Genomic DNA, 20,181 nt, shown 5'->3' on the forward strand with positions numbered 1-20,181 from the left:
AGTTAGTCCAGGATCGGATCGAGCAGGAACGGCTTCTTGCGACCACGGGTCGCCGCCGGCGGGCCCTCATCAACACCGTTCGAGGGCGCGAACACGTCCCTGCCCTTGTTGGCAGCCGACTGTGCATCGGGATCCGCCGCTGGAGCGCCGGTGCCCATCGGCTGCGCAGACGCCTGTGGCGGCAGATCGAGGCCGCCTTTACGGCCGCAGCCAGCCAGCGCCAAAGCAGAAGCGGTCAGAACGAGAATGGCCCATCGCGCGGACGCAGGGCGGGTCGGACGAGTCACAGCTAAATCCCCAAATGCGGGCGCACCATACAAAGATTGCCGCGCTCTGGCGAGACCCCGAAATCCATTGAATTTTCGCACGCCAAGCCCGATCAGCCCAATTTCCGCTCTTTTTCCAGTCGCTTGAGCCAGGCCTTCGCCTGCGACGTCACATTCTTCGGCGCCGTGCCGCCATAGCTGACCCGGCTCTTCACCGACGATTCCACCGACAGCACCTTCATCACTTCTGCCGTGATCTTCGGTTCCACCGCCTGCATCTCTTTCAGGTCGAGCTCGTGCAACGCCACGCCCTTCTTGGTGGCGATGCCGACGATCCGGCCGGTGACGTGATGCGCCTCGCGGAACGGCATTTTCAGCGTCCGTACCAGCCAGTCCGCCAGATCGGTGGCGGTGGCATAGCCCTCGCCGGCAGCAAGCTTCATGCGCTCCTCATTGGGCACGAGATCGCGGACCATGCCGGCAATCGCGCGGATCGCCAGCGATAGCGCCGAATAGGCCTCCATTGCGCCCGCTTTGTCCTCCTGCATGTCCTTCTGATAGGCCAGCGGCAGGCCCTTCATGACAATCAACAATCCGGTGAGCGAGCCGATCACGCGGCCGGTCTTGGCGCGGACCAGTTCGGCCGCATCCGGATTGCGCTTCTGCGGCATGATCGAGGAGCCGGTGGTGAACTTGTCGGAGAGCCTGACGAGACCGACCAGCGGCGAGGTCCAGATCACGATCTCCTCGGCGAAGCGCGACAGATGCACGGCCGCGATGGAAGCCGCCGACAGCGTCTCAAGCACAAAATCGCGGTCCGACACCGCATCGAGCGAATTCGCCATCGGGCGATCGAAGCCCAGCGCCTTGGCGGTGGCATGGCGGTCGATCGGGAATGAGGTGCCGGCCAGCGCGGCGGCGCCGAGCGGGCTTTCATTGAGGCGCTTGCGCGCATCGGCGAAGCGGCCGCGATCCCGCGACACCATTTCCACATAGGCCAGCAGATGATGACCGAAGGTCACCGGCTGCGCGGTCTGCAGATGGGTGAAGCCGGGCATGACCGTGTCGGCATGCTCCAGCGCACGATCGACCAGTGCCCGCTGCAGCGACGCAAAGGCCGCATCGATCTCGTCGATGGTATCGCGCACGAACAGACGGAAGTCGGTCGCGACCTGGTCGTTGCGCGAACGCGCGGTGTGCAAGCGGCCGGAGGCCGGGCCGATCAGCTCGCCCAGCCGGCTCTCCACATTCATGTGAATGTCTTCGAGCGCACGCTTGAATGTGAACGCCCCCTTGGTGATCTCTGACAGGATCGTGTCTAGACCGCCTGCGATATTTTTCGCATCTTTCGCGGTGATAATCCCTTGCCTGGCAAGCATCGCAGCATGGGCCTTGGACGCGGTAATGTCCTGGGCATAGAGGTGGCGATCGACGTCGATGGAGACATTGATTTCCTCCATGATGGCGTCGGGGCTTTCATCGAACAGCCCGCCCCACATCTTGTTGCTCACATTGGAGCCCTTACCGTCATTGCTGGACTTGCCGTTGCCCTTGCGCGAAGCCATGAATTGTCACTCATCTTTAACCGCAGCCGACGGATCGTCCGTCGCCAACCGTTGCATAGCCCTAACTGAGACCGAATGACAAACCCTATGCCCGACCAGCCTGCCCCCCGTCCGGCCAAACGCCGCCTGATCGTGCTTGGCGCGGTGCTCGTCGGCGCCGTGATCGGCTTTGCCGCGGTATCCAATATGGATCGGCTGCGGCAGCAGGCTGCGCCGGGCGATCCGACCTGCGCGCCGGCCATCGCACTGTCGAAGAAGATCGAGCCGCTGGCGCGCGGCGAAGTCGCCGGCCTGACCATGGCCAGGACGCCGCTGAAACTGCCGGACCTCGCTTTCAGGGATGCCGACGGCCAGGAGAAGAAGCTGTCCGACTGGCGCGGCCGGACGGTGCTGGTGAACCTGTGGGCCACCTGGTGCGTGCCCTGCCGCAAGGAAATGCCGGCGCTGAACAACCTCGAGACCAAGCTCGGCGGCCCGGATTTCCAGGTCGTTGCGATCAATATCGACACCCGCGACGCCGAGAAGCCGAAGGCCTTTCTGAAAGACGGCGGCCTCCACCGGCTGGATTATTTCACCGACACCTCGGCCAAGGTGTTCCAGGACCTCAAGGGCATCGGCCGTGCACTGGGTATGCCGACCTCGGTGCTGATCGACGGCAAGGGCTGCGAGATCGCGACCATCGCCGGCCCCGCCGAATGGGACAGCGAAGATGCCATCAAGCTGCTGAAGGCGGCGGTGAAGCCCGCCGCGGCAAGCTTCTGAGGTAGCGGCACAGACGACTGCGACATACGGCCGCCTGCGCGGATCGCAAAATTCTCCAGAATGCTGTCGGATGAACGCAATTGTGTTCGTCTTGAAAACAACCGGGCCACGCGCGCCCGGCGCCGACGCATGACAGCAGGGAGAAACGACCAATGGCCTATATCGACGGATTCCTCGTTCCGGTGCCGAAGAAGAAGCTGAAAGCCTATGCCGCCATCGCGCGAAAGGCCGGCAAAATCTGGCGCGAATACGGCGCACTCGACTATCAGGAATGTGTCGCCGATGACGTCAGCGTCGGCAAATGGACATCGTTCCCGCGCAGCGTGAAACTGAAACCCGACGAGACCGTTGTGTTTTCCTATATCATCTACAAGACGCGCAAAGATCGCGACCGCATCAACGCCAAAGTGATGAAGGATCCGCGCCTCGCCAAGATGATGGATCCGAAGGCGATGCCGTTCGATGCCAAGCGCATGATCTATGGTGGCTTCAAGACGCTGGTTTCAGTCTGACGCAACAACGGAGGACGCCATGACGCCGCACGGTCATTTCAACTGGAATGAATTCGTGACGCGCGATCCCGAGCGCGCGAAAGCCTTCTATCAGGAGACCATCGGCTGGACCTATCAGGCCAAGAAGCTGGCGGGCGGCGGCATCTACTGGATCGCAATGATGGACAATGTGCCGGTCGGCGGCATCTTCCACGCGGAAGGCCCGGGCTACGAGAATGTACCCGATGGCTGGATGCCGTATCTCGCGGTCGACGATGTCGATGCGCGTGTGAAGAAAGCCGTCGCGGCCGGCGCGACGCTGATGCGGCCGGTATTCGACATTCCCGATGTCGGCCGGCTCGCAATCCTGCTGCAGCCCGGCGGTGCCGGGATCGGCTGGATCACACCGGTCGCGTAAGAGAAGCCGGGAGGCAGCAGGCTGCTGCCTCCCTTCGCGCTTCAGGCCGGCACTTCGCCGCCGCTGCGCGACAGCAACACGAGCAGCGCGCCCGCCAGTGTCGCCGCTGCGAGATAACCAACGGCACCGAACGGGCCGAAACCGTCGACAAGAATGCCGCCAACGACAGCGCCGACCGTGATCGCGACCTGGAATGCTGAGACGAGCAGGCCGCCCGCAGATTCGGCTTCGTCAGATGCGACCCGCACCATCCATGTCTGGAAGCCAACCGGCAGCACGCCGAAGGCAAAACCCCAGAGACCAACCGCGATGCCCGCGACAAGGCCCGAAGCGCCAAAGACAAACAGCACCAGCGCGAGCACGGCGATCGCCGCAGATCCCGTGACGATCGCAAGTTTCGCACTGCGGGCGACAAGCACCCCGCCCGCGAAATTGCCGAAGAAACCACCAACGCCATAGGCCAGCAGGACGAGCGAGATCGCAGTGACCGGAAGCTGCGGCACTTGTTCGAGGAAATGCCGGACGTAAGTGAAGCCGGCGAAGTGGCCCGAGATGCTGACGGCAATCGCGATCATCACAAGCCGGACACTGGGCCGACGCATCAGCACGAACAGCGTGCGCACATCCGGTGATGTGAGCGGCGGCAAGCGCGGCAGCGTCAGCATCTGAAAGACGAGCACAACGGCGCCGACAGCGGCCGCCAGCAAAAACACGTTCCGCCAGCCCCAGAGATCGCCAAGATATGCACCGATCGGCGCGGCGCTGACGGTGGCGATCGAAACACCGCTGAAAATCAGCGAGATCGCGCGCGGCAGCGCCTCCGCCGGAACAAGCCGCATCGCTGTGGCAGTTGCCATTGCCCAAAAACCGCTGAGGCTGATGCCGAGCAGCACGCGGGCAAGCAACAGGATCGGCAGGTTGCTTGCGGTAGCTGACAGCAGATTGGACACGATCAGCAGCACCGTGAGCGACCACAGGACGACGCGGCGATCCATGGCGCGTGTCACAATGGCCGTCGCAAGCCCGGCGATGATCCCGACAAGGGAGGTTGCTGTCACCACCTGCCCGGCAGCGCCGACCGAGACGCCGAGATCGGTGGCGATCGGCGTGAGCAGGCTGGCCGGCAGGAATTCAGCCGTGACCTGGCTGAACGCGCCCAGCATCAGGGAGACAACAGCCGCCCAGGCTGCGTCCGTCCGCTCAGTGGTTACGGGAGAAACATCGGCATCAAGTGCAGCAGTGGCGGAATCAGTCATGGCAGTCTCCAGGAGGGACCCCGGAGATGGAGGTGACCTCTTGGAGTTTCCATGCTAGAAAACCCGCAATGCTTGATCATTCGTCCACAACTGTCGCCACTCACCCCCTGACCGAAATGCTCCGGGGCTTGAAGATTGAGGGCGTCGATTACGTCCGCTGCCGCATGACCGAACCGTGGGGGCTGGTATTCCCGGCACGGCCGAAGGCGCAATTCCACTTCGTCGCCGAGCGCGGCTGCTGGCTGCGAACTCTGGATAACGCGTGGGTCCGCCTTGAACCAGGCGATGCGGTCTTGCTGCCGCGCGGCGCGGAACATGCGCTGGCGAGTTCACCCGATGCCTTCCCGGCACCGGTCGAGAATTGCCAGTTCGAGCCGGTGTGCTGCGGCATCCTCGACACCTGCAGCGGCGGCAACAGAAATGGCGAAGAAACCGTGCTGTTCGGCGCCGGCATGACCTTCAACCTCGATAGCCAGCATCCGTTACTGCTGATGATGCCTGAGCTGATGCAGATGCACGAACTTGCCACCGACGAGCCCGCCATCCCGCATCTGCTTGAGGCCATGACGTCCGAACTGGCGCTGGATCGCGTCGGTGCCGGCGGCATGCTGACGCGGCTGGCCGATGTCGTCGCCGCTGCACTGATCCGCAACTGGGTGGAGAAGGGCTGCGGCTCTGCCGGTTGGGTCGCAGCAGCGCGCGATCCCGGTATCGGGCGGGTTCTCGCCGCGATCCATCGCGACCCGACCAGGGATTGGACCGTCGAGGCGCTGGCGAACGTCATGCATGCATCACGCTCGGCATTTGCGTTGCGCTTCGCCAATGTCGTCGGCCAAACACCGGCCCGTTACGTCGCGCAATTGCGGATGCAGGAAGCAAAGCAGTGGCTCGTTCGCGACCGCCTGAAGATCGCGGTCGTCGCACGCCGGCTTGGCTATGAATCGGAAGCAGCGTTCAGCCGTGCCTTCAAGCGCATCATTGGCGCGCCGCCCAGCCATTTTCGCGCGACACTGACTGCTGCCTCTAGCGGCGAGCGGCCAGCTTCGACAGCGCCTTAGGCGGCGATATCGACGTTGCCGCCGACGCCCGCGCCGAGATTGGCCTGCGATGCCTGCTGTGCGCCACCGAGCAGCGTGAGCACAGTGTTCTTTTCCATGTCGGCATTCGACTTCATGATCGAGGTCGAAATCTGCTGCTGCGTTCCCGCTGCCTTCATGGCAAGCGCGCTGGCAACCAAAGCCATATCCATCAGAAACACTCCGTAACGTCGTAGCGCCGGTATAGCGGTGCGGGGTTAACGAATGTTGACCTGGTGCAACAATCAGCCGGCATTCGCCCGAAATGCCGCACCCAGCGTGCGCAGCGCGCCGCGCGCCCGCGCATCGGTGAGGCTGGAATGCAGCATCGTCTCGGCATCCTGCAATTTCGGCAGACCGAGGCGCGGACCGAGATCGATGCTGCCGGCGGGAGCAACACGGCGGACTAGCGCACCAACAGCGAGACCGGCGGAGATCGCCGCGCCGATGGTCGCAACGCCGCCGCCAACGAAGGCTTCGGTCCACGGAATGCCAGCCCCATCGAGCGCCGCAATCGCCGCCGAACGGACCGTACATGGTGCGGACTGCGCCGCGAGTCGCAGCGGCTCACCGGGCGCGTGCCGAAAATCCAGTGTGCCCATCCAGCCAAATGGTTCTTCCATCAAGACCTCGCCGTCACCACGTCGCCTGTCGATCCGCAACACGATCGCCGCGTCGAGATCGCCAGCGTCATAGGCTGACAGCAGGACCCGCGATGACTCGATCCGCAATTCGATCACCAGGGACGGATCGGTCGCGCTCATGCGTTTCAATACGTCGGCAAGATCGGCGCCGACGAGATGATGGCTGATCCCCACCACGAGACGCCGCCGCTCCGCAGCGAATGAGCCAATGGCCGACTGATGCGCCGCGACGAGATTTCGCGCGGAGGCCAGAAAAGCCGCCCCCTCCGCCGACAGGCGCACCAACCGCGGCGTTCGCTCCAGCAGGCGCTTGCCCAGCCCGCTTTCCAGCCGCTTGATCTTCAGGCTGATCGCCGACTGCGTGCTTCCCATCGCCTCGGCGGCGCGGGTGAAGCTGGTGAGATCGGCCACCAGCACGAAGGCCTGCACGGCCTCGATATCGAGCGCTTTCATCGACCAATCATTTCAATATGACATCATTGAAATATTATTTCATACGATTTTCCAATGATCAATATGGGATTAGGTTTGCTGCATCGGATTTGAACGACAGGAGACCACCATGCCGCTGGTTCGCATTTCACTGAAGAAGGGCAAGCCCGCCGCCTATCGGGAGACAATCGCCGAAGGCGTCTATCAGGCGCTGCGCGAGACCTTCAACGTCCCGGAGGGCGACCGGTTCGTCACCATCTCGGAGCACGAGGATGGCACTTTCATCTATGATCCGAATTATCTCGGCATTCGCCGGACCGATGATCTGGTCATCATCCAGTTGACGGTGAGTAACACTCGTCCGCGTGAGCAGAAGCAGGCGCTCTACAAACGGATCGTCGAGAAGTTGACTGACAGACCGGGCCTGCGGCCCGAAGACGTCTTCATCAACCTCGTCGAAGTGCTGCCCGAGAACTGGTCGTTCGGCAACGGCGTGGCGCAGTACGTGACATGATTACGCAGCGCGAGACATTGATGGCGCATCTGTGCGGAGTCGGCATGGGCATGGCGATGATCGTCGGGATGCTGCCGGCGGTGACGAAGCTGATGCGGATGTTGATTTAACTTGGTCGCGAGGCCAACCACACACACCGTCGTCATCCTTCTTCCTTGCATGCGTAAAGGTGGATTGCCGGGTCAAGCCAGTCAATGACAGCGTTCTATCTTAAAAAAGACGAGCGCTTCGTCTTAGCGCGTCGGGATCGGCTTCTCGCCGCGATAGTCGTAGAAACCGCGCTGGGTCTTGCGACCGAGCCAGCCGGCTTCGACATATTTCACCAGCAGCGGGCACGGCCGATACTTGGAGTCGGCAAGGCCTTCATGCAGCACCTGCATGATCGACAGACACGTATCGAGGCCGATGAAATCGGCGAGTTCGAGCGGCCCCATCGGGTGATGCGCACCGAGCTTCATCGCCGCATCGATGGCTTCGACATTGCCGACGCCTTCATACAGCGTGTAGATCGCCTCGTTGATCATCGGCAAAAGAATACGATTGACGATGAAGGCCGGGAAATCTTCCGAGACGGCGATCTGCTTGCCGAGCCTCGTGACGAAGTCCTTGGACGCATCGAAGGTCGCGTCATCGGTGGCAATGCCGCGGATCAGTTCGACCAGCTCCATCAACGGCACCGGATTCATGAAGTGAATGCCGATGAATTTCTCGGGACGGTCGGTCGACGCGGCGAGGCGCGTGATCGAGATCGACGATGTGTTGGAGGCGATGATTGCCTCCGGCTTCAACACGGCGCAGAGATCGTGGAAGATCTTGCGTTTGATCTCTTCCTTCTCGACGGCAGATTCGATCACGAGATCGCAATCGGCAAGGCCGTCCATCGTGTCGGACGAGGTGATGCGATCCAGCGCGGCCTTGCGTGCATCCTCGGTGATGACCTTCTTCGACACCTGACGCGACAGGTTGCCGTTGATCGTCGCCATGGCGGACTTCAGGCGGTCGGCAGAGACATCGTTCAGCACAACTTCAAGGCCACCCAATGCAGCCACATGCGCAATGCCATTGCCCATCTGGCCCGAGCCGATCACGCCGACTTTCTTGATCATAACCGCCATCTTGCTTGTCATCTCTGGGAACACGCCGCCCGCGCATGCCGCGTTCGGAAAGCTATCTTTACATAAAATATCGGCCGGAGTCAGTCACTCCGGCCGATGTCGTTAATTGAGGCGCAAAGCCCTAATTCAGCAAGGCCTTATTTGCCAAATCCTTGCCTGCCGGGCCTCTACTTGCCGAGTGCTTCGGTCAGCTCCGGCACGGCCTGGTAGAGGTCGGCGACCAGGCCGTAATCGGCGACCTGGAAGATCGGCGCGTCTTCGTCCTTGTTGATCGCGACGATCACCTTGGAGTCCTTCATGCCGGCGAGATGCTGGATCGCGCCGGAAATGCCGATGGCGATATACAGCTCCGGAGCCACGACCTTGCCGGTCTGGCCGACCTGCCAGTCGTTCGGGGCATAACCGGCATCCACCGCGGCGCGCGAGGCGCCGACACCGGCGCCGAGCTTGTCGGCGAGCGGCTCGATGTATTTGGCAAAGTTCTCGCGGCTCTGCATGGCACGGCCACCGGACACGATGATCTTCGCCGAGGTCAGTTCCGGACGATCGCTCTTGGCCATGTCCTCGCCGACGAAGGTCGACAAACCCGGATTCTCGGCCGCCTTGACATCTTCCACCGCCGCGCTGCCGCCTTCACCGGCTGCACCGAAGGTCGAGGTACGCACCGTAATGACCTTCTTGGCGTCCTTGGACTTCACGGTCTGGATCGCGTTACCGGCGTAGATCGGACGCTCATAGGTGTCGGGCGCAATCACCTTGGTGATTTCCGACACCTGCATCACGTCGAGCAAGGCGGCGACGCGCGGCATCACGTTCTTCGAGCGCGTGGTCGCAGCGGCGATCAGCACGTCATAGGCAGGGGCCAGCGACACGATCAGCGCGGCCAGCGGCTCGGCGAGGTCGTGGGCATAGGACGCGTCGTCGGCGAGCAGTACCTTGGTGACGCCCTGCAGCTTGGCGGCAGCTTCCGCGGCCGGCTTCGCATTCTGGCCGGCAACGAGGATGTGCACCTCGCCGCCGATCTGGGTCGCAGCGGTGAGCGCCTTGTTGGTGGAATCCTTCAGGGTGGCGTTGTCGTGATCGGCAAGCAGCAATGTCGGCATTAGAGCACCCCGGCTTCAGTCTTGAGTTTCGATACCAGTTCGGCGACGTCCTTGACCTTGACGCCGGCCTTGCGGCCGCCCGGTTCGCTGGTCTTGATGATCTCGAGACGCGGAGAAATATCGACGCCGTAACCATCGGCGGTCTTCTCGTCGATCGGCTTCTTCTTCGCCTTCATGATGTTCGGCAGCGATGCGTAGCGCGGCTCGTTCAGACGAAGGTCGGTAGTCACGATCGCCGGTCCCTTGAGCTTGACGGTCTGCAGACCGCCATCGACTTCACGGGTCACGGTGACGTCGTCGCCCTCGATGACGAGCTTGTTGGCGAAGGTCGCCTGCGGCCAGCCGAGCAGCGCAGCCAGCATCTGGCCGGTCTGATTGGCGTCGTCGTCGATCGCCTGCTTGCCGAGGATCACCAGGCCGGGCTTTTCCTCATCGGCGACAGCCTTGAGGATCTTCGCCACGGCGAGCGGCTCGACGGTGCCGTCAACCTTGACGAGGATGCCACGGTCGGCGCCCATCGCGAGGCCGGTGCGGAGGGTTTCGGACGCCTGTGCGGGACCGATCGAGACCACGACCACCTCGGTTGCCTTGCCGGCCTCTTTCAGGCGCAGGGCTTCCTCGACGGCGATTTCGTCGAACGGATTCATCGACATCTTGACGTTGGACAGTTCGACGCCCGATCCGTCGCTCTTGACGCGAACCTTGACGTTGTAATCGACCACCCGTTTGACCGCGACCAGAACCTTCATCGATCCTCTTTCGTGTGAGTTTTATTGTTTCAGAGCTTGCTCGGAAGCTTGGGCGCGGAACCTAAAGCCCCTGCCACACGGGGTCAACGCGCCAGACCCTAAAATCGAATGTCTCTAGGCCAGCCGATTTAGCCGAAATTACCGGTTCTGGCCGGGCACCCAGAGCACATCGCCGGCACCATTGTCGTTCTGCGAGCGGCTGGCGACGAACAGGAAGTCCGACAGCCGGTTCATATACTGGATACCAGCATCCGAGACCGGCTCATCGGGCTGAGCGGCGAGTTCCACTATGATCCGTTCCGCACGGCGGCAGATCGTCCGGGCGACGTGAAGGTGAGCGGCGGCAGGAGTTCCGCCAGGCAAAACAAACGAGGTCAGATCGGCCAGCGGCGCGTTGAGCATGTCAATATCGTTCTCCAACCGCTCGACCTGACTCGCCAGCAGGCGCAGCCGCTCGGCCTTACCCTCGCGCTGCGGAACCGCGAGATCAGCCCCGAGATCGAACAGATCGTTCTGGATCAGCCCGAGCATCGCATCTAGGGACCGCGCATGGGCGAGATGCAGCCGCACCACGCCGATCGCCGCATTGGTCTCATCCACGGTTCCATAGGCGCTGACGCGGAGATCATATTTCGGCCGACGCTCGCCGGTGCCGAGAGCTGTCGTGCCGTCATCGCCGGTGCGGGTGTAGATGCGGTTGAGAACGACCATCGAATTGATCCAGCGCCAGTTAAGGAATTTGCGTCAGCGGCCCATCGCCCAGACGGTGGCCATGGTGAGGATAATGGCGACGAATTGTAGCACCACGCGCCACCGCATCAGCTTCTGTGAGCGATCCGGCGAGCCGCCGCGCATCATGTTGAACAGGCCAAGCAGCAGGACCAGCGCAACGGCGCCGACCGCGATGGGGAGGATAATGTTGCTGAGCGTTGACGTCATATCAGCTACATAACACTGCGCCACAGGCTGCGCTATCGCCGACCGTCAAAATGGCACAGCGGTTACGCGCGCGCCGCAATGCAACGATCTGGCTTTTTCGCGTTAGATATCAGAAGCTAACATGAGGGCCGGTGATTTGCCGGGCCGATCCCGAACCAGGTGGCACGTGGGGCAGATACGCACCGTCTACGATGTCGTGATGGACGCCTTCTATACGTTTCTTGCCGATGATGGCTGGGCGATCGCCAGCCATATCGCCCTCTCCACCCTGATGGCGCTGTTTCCGTTCCTGATCGTGCTGGCCTCGCTGGCCGGCTTTTTCGGCTCCAAGAACCTCGCCGATCAGGCCGTCGGCCTGCTGCTGGAGGTCTGGCCCGATCAGGTGGCCGGCGCCCTGTCCTCGCAGATCCACGACGTGCTGACCACCACCCGCGGTGATGCGCTGACCATCGGTCTCGTGCTCGCAGTGTATTTCGCCTCCAACGGCGTCGAGAGCCTGCGCGTTGCCCTGAACCGCGCATACTCGGTGATCGAGCTGCGGCGCTGGTACTGGCTGCGGCTGGAGTCGATCGGCTACACGCTGGTCGCTGCCGTCACCGCGCTCGCCATGGCGTTCCTGATCGTGCTCGGCCCGCTGATGCTGGAAATCGTGAGGCGCTATGTCCCGCTGATGGTCGAGAACAACGAGCGGCTGCTGACGGTGGCGCGTTACGGCATCACCATCGTCGCGATGGTGATCGCATTGTTCATCCTGCATGTGTGGCTGCCGGCAGGCCGCCGCACCTTCAGTCAGATCCTGCCGGGCATCATCTTCACGATGCTGGCGTCGCTGGCGTCGGGCATCGGCTTCGGCCTCTATCTCGCGCGCTTCGCCAACAACTATGTCACCATGTATGCCGGCCTGGCATCGGTGATCATCGCGCTGGTGTTTCTGTACTTCATTGCGGCGATCTTCGTGTTTGGCGGCGAACTGAATGCCGCCATCATCAAGTCGCGGCTGCCCCACGGCGTCTCGCTTCAAGCAGCGCAGTCGCTAGCGCCCGCGGAGACACCGGTTTGATCAGGAACGCGTCGGCGCCCGCCTGACGCGATGCGGCTTCGTCTTCACTGCGACCGGACACGCCAATGATCGCGACGCGGCCAGGCGGCGTCTTCAGCGCACGGATCTGCCGGATCGCCTCGACGCCATCGATACCCGGCAGCACCATGTCCATGAGCACCGCATCGAACGTGCCCTGCGCAACGCGCTCCGCCGCTGCTTCGCCACGACCGATGAACTCGGCCTGATGGCCGAGTTCGGTGAGAATGGCATTGAGCACGACACGACCGAACGGATTGTCCTCGACGCTCAAGACCCGCAGCGCTTCTCCCGGAGCAAAAGAAGCATCATCGGCGCTCGACATGATGGCGATCGGACCATTCGTCTTGTCGAGGCCGACCGTCAGCGTGAACACTGTCCCACCACCGCGGCTCTGCGCCACAGTGATGTCGCCACCCATGGCGCGAGCGAGTTGTTTGACTGACGACAGGCCAAGGCCCGCACCGCCAAAACGCGACGCGATCGAGACATTGGCCTGCGAGAACGGTTTGAACAGCCGCTTGATCTCGGCCAGCGTGAGGCCGATGCCACTATCGGAGACGGTGAAGGATACGCCGACCTTGCTCGCCATGCGCACAGGCGAGACCTTCAGCGCCACATTGCCCTGCTCGGTAAATTTCACCGCATTGTCGATCAGATTTTCCAGCGCCGCGCGCAGCCGCACGGGATCGCCGATCACGAACACCGGCAGTCTGTCGGAGATCACGACCCGCGACAGCAGTCCCTTGGCAGCCGCGCGGCCTGCGAGCGAGTCGCCAATGTTGCGGGCAAGCGCGCGCAGATCGAAGAAATCCTGCCGCAATTCGAATCTGGATTTGTTGCTGCGCGCCGCATCGACGAACAATGTCGCGAGACCCGCCAGATGTTCGGCGCCAGCCTTGATCGTCTCGACCCAGCGCCGCTCACGCTCGTCGAGATCGGAGGTGGCCAGCAGATCACTGACCGCAAGAATGCCGGTCAGCGGCGTGCGCACCTCATGGGCAAACACCGCCAGCGCGGTTTCCACCATCGTATCGGCACGCGGGGACCTGCGCTTGGCGCGCGGCTTCGATGCAGGCTTCTTCGCCGCACGCTTCTTTGCCACGCGCTTTTTCAGCGTTTGCTTGGTGCGCGTCCGCATCTTGCGCGGAGAGCGCGATGTCAGCGCCATATGTTGCCCACCTGTCCCGGCGGCACCATGCCACGGCGGGGCGCGCGGAGTCACGCCGCGGGCCTGGTCCGGCTTGCGAATTTCTTGCGGCTAACTTGCGGCAGACGGGTCAGGTAGCCCGACCATGCGGCGGATATCCGCTGGTGTAGTGCCCCCGGCTCGCAACTCACGCAGGCTGGTGGAGCCGGTCGACTTCGACAGTTTGGCACCGGTGCCATCGCGCACGAGCAAATGATGCCGATAGACCGGTTGCGACAGGCCGAGCAGTTGCTGCAGCAACCGGTGCACACTGGTCGACCAGAACAGATCCTGGCCGCGCACCACATGGGTCACGCCCTGCAACGCATCGTCGATGACGACCGAGAGATGATAGCTGGTCGGCGTTTCCTTGCGGGCCAGGATCACATCGCCCCACGCACCTGGCTGCGCGACAACGGCTCCGGTCTCGCCACTCGGGCCTGCGCCCTGCTCGGTCCACGTCAGCGAACCGCTGGCCGCAATGGCTTTGGTCATATCGAGCCGCAACGCCATCGGCGCATCCGCCTGTCTGAATTCGGCGACGACCTGCGGCGACAACGATCTGGCAATGCCTGGATAGAGAGGCGCACCGTCGGGATCGCGCGGCCATGAGCCTTTCGCTTCTTCGGCCGCGATCATGCGCGCGATCTCAGCGCGGCTCTCGAAGCTCGGATAGAGCAGTCCCATGGCGGCGAGCCGCTCGGTCGCGGCGCGGTAGTCGGCGAAATGCTGCGACTGTCGCCGTACCGGCATCTCCCAGGCGATGCCGAGCCAGGCAAGATCCTCGTAGATCGCCGCCTCGAATTCCGGCCGGCAGCGCGTGGCATCGATATCCTCGATCCGCAGCAACAACCGGCCACCGGCCTCGCGCGCCAGATCGAAATTCAGCAGCGCCGAAGCGGCGTGGCCGAGATGCAGATAACCATTGGGGCTGGGCGCGAAGCGAAAAACAGGAGCCATCGCAGGTTTCACTAAATGAGGTCGCGCGCAAAAGCACGCGTCAGCCAGTCCATGAACACGCGCACCCGCGGCGAGAGCTGGCGGTTGCGCGGATAGAGCAACGACACCGGCGACGGCGTCGGCGGATGTTGCGGCAATACCTCCACCAGCGTGCCACCGGCGAGTTCGCTCTTGACCCGATAACGCGGCACCTGCACCAGACCGAAGCCGAGTTTCGCCATCGCCGCGTAGTTATCGGCACTGTTCACCGTGATCGCAACCGGCAACGTGACATAACGCAACGCGCCGTCGTCCTGAAATTCAAGCGGCAGCACCGCGCCCGTCGCCGACGAGTGATAGCCGACCATGCGATGACCTTTGAGCGCATCAATGGACAAAGGCACGCCGGTGCGCGCGAGATAGGACGGCGCGGCGCAGGTGACTTCGTCCATCATGGTCAGCCGCCGCGCCACCATATCGCTGTCGCGAAGCTCGCCGACACGTACCACGCAGTCGATGCCTTCTCGGATCAGGTCGACCAACCGATCGCCCTCGCTGAGATAGAGCTGGATATCAGGATATTCGGCGAGAAAGTCCGGCAGATGCGGCAGCACGAAATTGCGCGCCAGCGTGCCATTCATATCCACCCGCAACGGCCCTTTCGGCTTGGCGCCGCAGAACGCGCTTTCGGCGTCTTCGAGATCGGCGATCAGCGTCAGGCAGCGCCGGTGATAGGCCTCGCCGTCCAGCGTCGGCCGCACCAGCCGCGTGGTGCGCTCAAGTAACCGCACGCCGAGCCGCGCCTCGATCTGCTTGACGGCATCGGTCACGGTCGAACGCGGCAGGCCGAGATCCGCCGCCGCCGCCGTAAAGCTGCGCCGCTCCACCACCCGGGTGAACACCCGCATCGTCTCGAAACGGTCCATCTATTTGTTCGTTAAATCCGAATTGTGATGCCAGATAATGCATCATTATCCGGAAAATGGAATGGCCTAGATTTCTCCTATCAGAGCGGCACCGCTGCTCACCACACCGAGGAGAACGAAAATGGCAAACGGAACCAATAAGGTAGCTATTATCACCGGCGCCTCACGCGGCATTGGCGCCGCCATCGCGGAGCGGCTGGGCCGCGACGGCTTCACGGTCATCGTCAATTATTCCGGCAATGCCGCGCCGGCCGAGGCGGTCGCGCAAAAGATCGAAGCCGCGGGCGGCCGCGCGCTGACCGCCAAGGCCGATGTCAGCGATCCCGCCGCTGTGCGCGGGATGTTCGATGCAGCGGAAGCAGCCTTCGGCGGCGTCGATGTACTGGTCAACAATGCCGGTATCATGAAGCTGGCGAAATTCGCCGATGCCGACGATGCGTCGTTCGACCAGCAGATCGCGGTCAATCTGAAAGGCACATTCAACACCATGCGCGAGGCGGCGAAGCGGCTGCGCGACGGGGGCAGGGTCGTGAACTTCTCCACGGGAGTCGTTGGCACCAAGCTCGAGAGCTACGGCATCTATGCCGCCACCAAGGCTGCGGTCGAAACCATGTCGGGTATCATGGCCAAGGAGATGCGGGGCCGCTCGATTACCGTGAACGCCATCGCACCCGGCCCGACCGCAACCGACCTGTTCCTCGATGGCAAGTCACCGGAACTGATCGAGCGTTTCGCCAAGGCGACACCAATGGAGCGTCTCGGCACCCCCGAAGACATCGCCAATGCCGTTGCTTTCCTGGTCGGCCCTGAAGGCGGCTGGATCAACGCCCAGGTGCTGCGCGCCAATGGCGGGCTTGTGTGAGATCGGAGCGGCTGCCGCGCGTCATTTCTTCTTCCAGGCGCGGTAGTCGCTCTCCACCAGTTCCAACATGGTCATGGCGGCTTTTCCGAGCCATCCCGGAGGGCGCTTCCTGAGATCGGCGCGCAGCGCTTTTGCGCCGATCTTGCTCGCGACATGAATGGCAGCGAGATCCTGCCCCATCGCGTTCAATAGCTGCGTGGTCAGTTTGGCCAGCTCGGCGCCCGGACTCTTGCCGAGTTCAATCTTGCGGGAATCCGGCGCCAGCCGGCGGATCACGAACTTGCCGTCAATGGCCAGAAACGGATCCGGCGCGCGATAGCGTCCAAATGCCAGAGCGTAAAGATGCGAGACTCTGGATTTTGACCCATGCGCCCACAGCCAAGCCGAAGGGACGAGCGCCTTTGCCTCCCTCAGGCAGAAACCCCCTTCCGCAGTGGCGACGGCCACGTATCGTGGCCGTCCGAGGCCGCCGGTGCCCGCGACACGGCTGCCAAATCTCTCGATCGTTGCGCCCTTCAGCGACTTTTTCAGTGCATGGACGACCTTTGCAGGCGGCTTGGCGGTCGGATACTTCTTCACCTCGTTCCAGAACTTCGCCGGCTTCTTGCGCACGCGAACGGCATAGGGCCGCATCCAGAATTCGCGTTGATCCAATAAAGCCGGATGGGGATCGGCCAGACCCTTGCGGTAGCCGGCGAGAATGGCACGCGAGATTGCCGCTCTCCCAAGTCTCATGCCCGGCGCAAGCAGCGCGCTGGTCGCAAGCCGAACGAGATCGAACAGATACGGCATCTTCGCCGCCTCATCGAAATCGTTGATGCCCCATACGAGACGCCCTTCGGCATCGCGCCAGGTCCCGTAATTCTCGAGATGCACGTCCCCGACGCAGAGGACATGCGGCGCGTCACATAAAGTCGGGCAGAGTTCTTCGATCTTCCTTGCCCACCGAAAATACGTGCCACGCAAAAAGACGAAGGAATCCTCCCGCATCAGCCTGTGTTTGAGCCTGAGGTCCTTTTCCACGACGTCGCACTGGCCACGCAGCCAACCCTCATACGCACTGTTATCTTCGCGGAAAGACATCTGGGCCTAGCGGTCGCTAAAAAAACAATCAAAAGATGTATTGAATTCAGGTTGCACCATAAGACGGTGCAACGAAACCGGCTACGGCAAAATTCGCAGCGCCGAACGCAAAACGCCGGGTATCAGAGACACCCGGCGTTTTGAATTCTCGGTCAAAGATGCGTCTCAGGACTCGGCGCGGCCGCTCTGGATCACCACCACGCGGCTGCCGATCTTCACGCGATTGTAGAGATCGACGACGTCCTGATTCATCAGCCGGATGCAGCCGCTGGAGACGGCATGGCCGATGGTCTCGGGCTCGGTGGTGCCGTGGATGCGGAACATGGTGTCGCGGTCGCCCTGATAGAGATACATCGCGCGCGGCCCGAGCGGATTATCGATGCCGCCCTCCATGCCGCCCGCCATCTTGCGATAGCGCGCGGGCTCGCGGTTCATCATGTTTTCCGTCGGGGTCCAATGCGGCCACTCGGCCTTGCGCTTGATCACGGCAGCGCCGGCGAAAGCGAGGCCGGCCTTGCCGACGCCGATGCCGTAGCGCATCGCCTTGCCATCGCCTTCCACGAGATAGAGATGCCGTGCGGCTGTATCGACCACGATGGTGCCGACGGGCTCCTTGGTGCGGTAAGCGACGCGCTGACGCAGCATCGCCGAATCGATTCCGGAGACGTCGATGGCCGGCAGCGTGTGCTCGCCGTCATTCAACTCGGCATAGCTGGCGGACGGACCGCCAAAGCCGGTGGACGACACCATCCCCCCGCTGCTTGCACACCCTGCCAGCACAGCGGGCAACATCAAAAGCGCCAGAAGGCGCAGCCCGCGTGATCCACCAAAACCTGTCATTCCCAACCCTTGCTGCAACGCGTCCAACGCGGACGACCCGCACCTCATACAGGGCTGAGCGATCAAATCAGGCTCAACAGCGTGTCATTTCGCTCATAGAACAGCTCTGCGCTGCACTTTGCGCCCCGCTGTGGTGATCGCGCCACAGCCGCGCAGGCTCACGAATAACCTCAGGTTGATCGATCGCCTTTGAGGGTCGGCCGGCGCGCAGCGCAAACCTGCCCATGGAACCGCCGCCGCCGCGATGCCCGCCGACGCGCGCCGAAGCGCTCCACCATGGTCCCTCCGGGCTTGTTGAGGCCGACGACATTGAGAACCGCGCCATGACGACACGATCCAGCACGATGTCGTCCCGCAACTATCAATGCGCGGACGACCGCTACAAATGCCACGCGCATGACGAGATCGATATCATGTCCATTGGGAGGACGACCTGCTCGACGAGTACACGCGCCTTATAATGCGAAGCACTTGCAGCTGGATTTCACGGCTTGCATCGTTGTGATCGGCATATTAGAGCACACAGCCGCGTGAGACTTCGCGTTACCCCAACGAGATTTTCAGATGACAAGCGTTCGCAGTCTTGCGCAAGGCAGCATTGCCGTTGGCCTGCTGGTCCTCGGTATGAAATACGCCGCCTATTATCTGACTGGCAGCGTCGCACTGCTGTCCGATGCGATTGAAAGCATCGTCAATGTCGTGACGGCCATCGTCGTTTTGCTTGCGACCACGCTGAGCGCGAAACCGGCAGACGACGATCATCCCTACGGGCACCACAAGGCTGAATATTTCTCGGCCGTGCTCGAAGGCGTGCTGATCGTGCTCGCCGCGATCCTGATCCTGCGCGAAGCCTATCAAAGCTATCTGACGCCGCGCCTCGTCGAAGCCCCCTGGTTCGGACTACTCGTCAACGCAGCGGCAAGCGTCATCAACGCAGGTTGGGCATGGGTGCTGATCAGGCAAGGTCGCATCCACCGCTCGCCTGCCCTGGCAGCAGACGGCCGCCATTTGCTGTCCGACGTGTATTCTTCAATCGGTGTTCTCGGCGGCGTCGGAGTAGCGGCACTGTCGGGCATCGCCATTCTCGATCCCATCCTTGCGGCGCTCGTCGCGCTCAACATCCTGTGGGCCGGCTGGGGCCTGATGAAGGAATCGCTCAGCGGATTGATGGACGAGGCAATTCCGCCAGCCATGCTCGCGAGTATCAAGCAGACCATATCGGCCCATGCCGACGGCGCGATCGAGGCGCATGACCTGCGCACCCGCCGCGCCGGCAGCATGACCTTTATCGATTTCCATCTGGTGGTGGCAGGATCGACCACCGTGAGCGCCGCGCACGACATTTGCGACAAGCTCGAGACCGCGATCCGTCAGGAGATCGGCGAAGCGCTGATCACCATCCATGTCGAACCCGACGACAAGGCCAAGCATTCCGGCATCGTCGTTCTCTAGATTTCGGGTAACTTCGCTCCACGAACGGCTTTGACAGGTTCCGCCCCCGTGTTAATCGGGAGGCGAGGATCGTTCCCGTGACACATGTTTCGCGCAAACGCTGGTTTGGGGCCGTGGCATCTTTAGCCGCTGCCTATGCGCTTGTGCTCAATGTCGTGCTGTCCAGCCTGTTGCTCGCTGCGATCTCGCCGACTGCGCAGGCCGCAGGCTTCGAGCTCTGCCTTACCCATCCCGACCTTGCCGCATCCCCTGATGACACCGGCAAGACGTCAGGCGCACCTGCGGTGCATTGCCCGGTCTGCGTCGGCACCCATGCGCCGGGTGCCCCGCCTGCCTCCGCCACTTTCCTCGTCTCGCGCATCGCCATCGCGATCGCTCCCGTGGCCGCCCTCGACGATCGCATCGTCGCGGAAGCCGCGACCTCCGACCACCGGGCCCGCGCGCCACCGCGCCTGAGCTGACGTTCCACGCCGTCAGACGCC

At 62.6% G+C, this 20,181-nt stretch carries 24 protein-coding genes; 9 read left to right on the forward strand and 15 right to left on the reverse strand.

What is annotated here, in order from left to right:
• Positions 1–2: 2 nt before the first annotated feature.
• Complete coding sequence (gene lptM / locus BLW80_RS06780; RefSeq protein WP_093757398.1) at positions 3–287, reverse strand: LPS translocon maturation chaperone LptM; 285 nt, start codon at positions 285–287, stop codon at positions 3–5.
• Positions 288–379: 92 nt separating this feature from the next.
• A complete protein-coding gene (gene argH, locus BLW80_RS06785; protein ID WP_093758146.1) occupies positions 380–1,777 on the reverse strand; it encodes an argininosuccinate lyase in 1,398 nt (465 codons plus the stop codon).
• Positions 1,778–1,906: 129 nt separating this feature from the next.
• On the opposite strand from argH, the gene tlpA reads away from it, so the two are divergent.
• From tlpA to BLW80_RS06800, 3 genes are all read left to right on the forward strand, one after another.
• Entirely contained in the window at positions 1,907–2,593 is a 687-nt protein-coding gene (gene tlpA, locus BLW80_RS06790) for a thiol:disulfide interchange protein TlpA (RefSeq protein WP_093757399.1), read from the forward strand.
• A gap of 152 nt (positions 2,594–2,745) precedes the next feature.
• A complete protein-coding gene (locus BLW80_RS06795; protein WP_089267616.1) occupies positions 2,746–3,105 on the forward strand; it encodes a DUF1428 domain-containing protein in 360 nt (119 codons plus the stop codon).
• 19 nt (positions 3,106–3,124) lie between these two features.
• Entirely contained in the window at positions 3,125–3,502 is a 378-nt protein-coding gene (locus tag BLW80_RS06800; RefSeq protein ID WP_089267617.1) for a VOC family protein, read from the forward strand.
• Between the two features lie 41 nt (positions 3,503–3,543).
• On the opposite strand, the gene BLW80_RS06805 is transcribed toward BLW80_RS06800, so the two are convergent.
• Positions 3,544–4,758, reverse strand: coding sequence for an MFS transporter (locus tag BLW80_RS06805; protein WP_093757400.1), 1,215 nt, complete (start codon positions 4,756–4,758; stop codon positions 3,544–3,546).
• 68 nt (positions 4,759–4,826) lie between these two features.
• Between BLW80_RS06805 and BLW80_RS06810 the strand changes: the two genes are divergently transcribed.
• Positions 4,827–5,816: an AraC family transcriptional regulator gene (locus BLW80_RS06810; protein ID WP_093757401.1), complete on the forward strand. Its 990-nt coding sequence runs from the start codon at positions 4,827–4,829 to the stop codon at positions 5,814–5,816.
• Here the strand turns inward: BLW80_RS06810 and BLW80_RS06815 are convergent.
• Together BLW80_RS06815 and BLW80_RS06820 are read right to left on the reverse strand one after the other, a co-directional pair.
• Positions 5,813–6,007, reverse strand: a complete 195-nt coding sequence (locus BLW80_RS06815) for a putative motility protein (RefSeq protein ID WP_093757402.1) — start codon at positions 6,005–6,007, stop codon at positions 5,813–5,815. The genes BLW80_RS06810 and BLW80_RS06815 overlap by 4 nt on opposite strands.
• 72 nt (positions 6,008–6,079) lie before the next feature.
• A complete protein-coding gene (locus BLW80_RS06820) occupies positions 6,080–6,931 on the reverse strand; it encodes a LysR family transcriptional regulator (protein ID WP_089267621.1) in 852 nt (283 codons plus the stop codon).
• Positions 6,932–7,040: 109 nt separating this feature from the next.
• On the opposite strand from BLW80_RS06820, the gene BLW80_RS06825 reads away from it, so the two are divergent.
• Positions 7,041–7,424, forward strand: coding sequence for a tautomerase family protein (locus tag BLW80_RS06825; protein WP_093757403.1), 384 nt, complete (start codon positions 7,041–7,043; stop codon positions 7,422–7,424).
• A 233-nt stretch (positions 7,425–7,657) separates the two neighbouring features.
• On the opposite strand, the gene BLW80_RS06830 is transcribed toward BLW80_RS06825, so the two are convergent.
• The 5 genes from BLW80_RS06830 to BLW80_RS06850 form a co-directional block, all read right to left on the reverse strand.
• Positions 7,658–8,539, reverse strand: a complete 882-nt coding sequence (locus tag BLW80_RS06830; RefSeq protein WP_089267834.1) for a 3-hydroxybutyryl-CoA dehydrogenase — start codon at positions 8,537–8,539, stop codon at positions 7,658–7,660.
• Between the two features lie 167 nt (positions 8,540–8,706).
• On the reverse strand, positions 8,707–9,642 hold the full coding sequence (locus BLW80_RS06835) for an electron transfer flavoprotein subunit alpha/FixB family protein (RefSeq protein WP_093757404.1): 936 nt from the start codon (positions 9,640–9,642) through the stop codon (positions 8,707–8,709).
• On the reverse strand, positions 9,642–10,391 hold the full coding sequence (locus BLW80_RS06840) for an electron transfer flavoprotein subunit beta/FixA family protein (protein ID WP_093757405.1): 750 nt from the start codon (positions 10,389–10,391) through the stop codon (positions 9,642–9,644). Before BLW80_RS06840 ends, BLW80_RS06835 begins: the two co-directional genes overlap by 1 nt.
• Positions 10,392–10,529: 138 nt before the next feature.
• The gene (locus tag BLW80_RS06845) at positions 10,530–11,102 is read right to left on the reverse strand and encodes a cob(I)yrinic acid a,c-diamide adenosyltransferase (protein WP_089267625.1); all 573 of its coding nucleotides are present in this window, start codon (positions 11,100–11,102) and stop codon (positions 10,530–10,532) included.
• A gap of 33 nt (positions 11,103–11,135) precedes the next feature.
• Positions 11,136–11,330 carry a twin transmembrane helix small protein gene (locus tag BLW80_RS06850; RefSeq protein WP_068730376.1) on the reverse strand — a complete coding sequence of 65 codons (195 nt, stop codon included), beginning with the start codon at positions 11,328–11,330 and terminating at the stop codon, positions 11,136–11,138.
• 199 nt (positions 11,331–11,529) lie between these two features.
• Here BLW80_RS06850 and BLW80_RS06855 point away from each other — a divergent pair, with 199 nt between their 5' ends.
• A complete protein-coding gene (locus tag BLW80_RS06855) occupies positions 11,530–12,390 on the forward strand; it encodes a YihY/virulence factor BrkB family protein (RefSeq protein WP_210269064.1) in 861 nt (286 codons plus the stop codon).
• On the opposite strand, the gene BLW80_RS06860 is transcribed toward BLW80_RS06855, so the two are convergent.
• The 3 genes from BLW80_RS06860 to BLW80_RS06870 all read right to left on the reverse strand — a co-directional run bounded on the left by BLW80_RS06860 (position 12,317) and on the right by BLW80_RS06870 (position 15,462).
• Positions 12,317–13,579, reverse strand: coding sequence for an ATP-binding protein (locus BLW80_RS06860; RefSeq protein WP_093757406.1), 1,263 nt, complete (start codon positions 13,577–13,579; stop codon positions 12,317–12,319). The genes BLW80_RS06855 and BLW80_RS06860 overlap by 74 nt on opposite strands.
• A gap of 90 nt (positions 13,580–13,669) precedes the next feature.
• Positions 13,670–14,557 (reverse strand): tRNA glutamyl-Q(34) synthetase GluQRS, encoded by an 888-nt coding sequence (gluQRS, locus tag BLW80_RS06865; protein ID WP_093757407.1) that lies wholly within the window; start codon positions 14,555–14,557, stop codon positions 13,670–13,672.
• Between the two features lie 11 nt (positions 14,558–14,568).
• Entirely contained in the window at positions 14,569–15,462 is an 894-nt protein-coding gene (locus tag BLW80_RS06870; protein WP_093757408.1) for a LysR family transcriptional regulator, read from the reverse strand.
• A 121-nt stretch (positions 15,463–15,583) separates the two neighbouring features.
• Here BLW80_RS06870 and BLW80_RS06875 point away from each other — a divergent pair, with 121 nt between their 5' ends.
• Positions 15,584–16,324 carry an SDR family oxidoreductase gene (locus BLW80_RS06875; RefSeq protein ID WP_093757409.1) on the forward strand — a complete coding sequence of 247 codons (741 nt, stop codon included), beginning with the start codon at positions 15,584–15,586 and terminating at the stop codon, positions 16,322–16,324.
• Positions 16,325–16,345: 21 nt separating this feature from the next.
• Here BLW80_RS06875 and BLW80_RS06880 read toward each other — a convergent pair whose 3' ends face one another.
• Both BLW80_RS06880 and BLW80_RS06885 read right to left on the reverse strand, forming a co-directional pair.
• Complete coding sequence (locus BLW80_RS06880) at positions 16,346–17,407, reverse strand: DUF2252 family protein (protein ID WP_093757410.1); 1,062 nt, start codon at positions 17,405–17,407, stop codon at positions 16,346–16,348.
• A 165-nt stretch (positions 17,408–17,572) separates the two neighbouring features.
• Positions 17,573–18,157 (reverse strand): L,D-transpeptidase, encoded by a 585-nt coding sequence (locus BLW80_RS06885; RefSeq protein ID WP_244528025.1) that lies wholly within the window; start codon positions 18,155–18,157, stop codon positions 17,573–17,575.
• Positions 18,158–18,811: 654 nt separating this feature from the next.
• Here BLW80_RS06885 and BLW80_RS06890 point away from each other — a divergent pair.
• Both BLW80_RS06890 and BLW80_RS06895 read left to right on the forward strand, forming a co-directional pair.
• Positions 18,812–19,699: a cation diffusion facilitator family transporter gene (locus BLW80_RS06890; RefSeq protein WP_093757412.1), complete on the forward strand. Its 888-nt coding sequence runs from the start codon at positions 18,812–18,814 to the stop codon at positions 19,697–19,699.
• A gap of 113 nt (positions 19,700–19,812) precedes the next feature.
• The gene (locus BLW80_RS06895; RefSeq protein WP_139285788.1) at positions 19,813–20,160 is read left to right on the forward strand and encodes a DUF2946 family protein; all 348 of its coding nucleotides are present in this window, start codon (positions 19,813–19,815) and stop codon (positions 20,158–20,160) included.
• Positions 20,161–20,181: the final 21 nt, after the last annotated feature.

Origin of the sequence: Tardiphaga sp. OK245, assembly GCF_900108575.1 — a bacterium.
GTDB classification, from domain to species: Bacteria; Pseudomonadota; Alphaproteobacteria; order Rhizobiales; family Xanthobacteraceae; genus Tardiphaga; species Tardiphaga robiniae.

Coding starts and splice junctions, on each gene's coding strand:
- BLW80_RS06885 (WP_244528025.1), bottom strand. CDS start 18,157: ATGGTGTCGTCCACCGGCTTTGGCGGTCCGTCCGCCAGCTATGCCGAG.
- BLW80_RS06810 (WP_093757401.1), top strand. CDS start 4,827: ATGCTTGATCATTCGTCCACAACTGTCGCCACTCACCCCCTGACCGAA.
- BLW80_RS06880 (WP_093757410.1), bottom strand. CDS start 17,407: ATGTCTTTCCGCGAAGATAACAGTGCGTATGAGGGTTGGCTGCGTGGC.
- BLW80_RS06805 (WP_093757400.1), bottom strand. CDS start 4,758: ATGACTGATTCCGCCACTGCTGCACTTGATGCCGATGTTTCTCCCGTA.
- tlpA (WP_093757399.1), top strand. CDS start 1,907: ATGACAAACCCTATGCCCGACCAGCCTGCCCCCCGTCCGGCCAAACGC.
- BLW80_RS06875 (WP_093757409.1), top strand. CDS start 15,584: ATGGCAAACGGAACCAATAAGGTAGCTATTATCACCGGCGCCTCACGC.
- BLW80_RS06850 (WP_068730376.1), bottom strand. CDS start 11,330: ATGACGTCAACGCTCAGCAACATTATCCTCCCCATCGCGGTCGGCGCC.
- BLW80_RS06845 (WP_089267625.1), bottom strand. CDS start 11,102: ATGGTCGTTCTCAACCGCATCTACACCCGCACCGGCGATGACGGCACG.
- BLW80_RS06820 (WP_089267621.1), bottom strand. CDS start 6,931: ATGAAAGCGCTCGATATCGAGGCCGTGCAGGCCTTCGTGCTGGTGGCC.
- gluQRS (WP_093757407.1), bottom strand. CDS start 14,557: ATGGCTCCTGTTTTTCGCTTCGCGCCCAGCCCCAATGGTTATCTGCAT.
- BLW80_RS06800 (WP_089267617.1), top strand. CDS start 3,125: ATGACGCCGCACGGTCATTTCAACTGGAATGAATTCGTGACGCGCGAT.
- BLW80_RS06830 (WP_089267834.1), bottom strand. CDS start 8,539: ATGGCGGTTATGATCAAGAAAGTCGGCGTGATCGGCTCGGGCCAGATG.
- BLW80_RS06835 (WP_093757404.1), bottom strand. CDS start 9,642: ATGCCGACATTGCTGCTTGCCGATCACGACAACGCCACCCTGAAGGAT.
- BLW80_RS06860 (WP_093757406.1), bottom strand. CDS start 13,579: ATGGCGCTGACATCGCGCTCTCCGCGCAAGATGCGGACGCGCACCAAG.
- BLW80_RS06795 (WP_089267616.1), top strand. CDS start 2,746: ATGGCCTATATCGACGGATTCCTCGTTCCGGTGCCGAAGAAGAAGCTG.
- BLW80_RS06825 (WP_093757403.1), top strand. CDS start 7,041: ATGCCGCTGGTTCGCATTTCACTGAAGAAGGGCAAGCCCGCCGCCTAT.
- BLW80_RS06890 (WP_093757412.1), top strand. CDS start 18,812: ATGACAAGCGTTCGCAGTCTTGCGCAAGGCAGCATTGCCGTTGGCCTG.
- BLW80_RS06815 (WP_093757402.1), bottom strand. CDS start 6,007: ATGGATATGGCTTTGGTTGCCAGCGCGCTTGCCATGAAGGCAGCGGGA.
- BLW80_RS06840 (WP_093757405.1), bottom strand. CDS start 10,391: ATGAAGGTTCTGGTCGCGGTCAAACGGGTGGTCGATTACAACGTCAAG.
- BLW80_RS06855 (WP_210269064.1), top strand. CDS start 11,530: ATGGACGCCTTCTATACGTTTCTTGCCGATGATGGCTGGGCGATCGCC.
- BLW80_RS06870 (WP_093757408.1), bottom strand. CDS start 15,462: ATGGACCGTTTCGAGACGATGCGGGTGTTCACCCGGGTGGTGGAGCGG.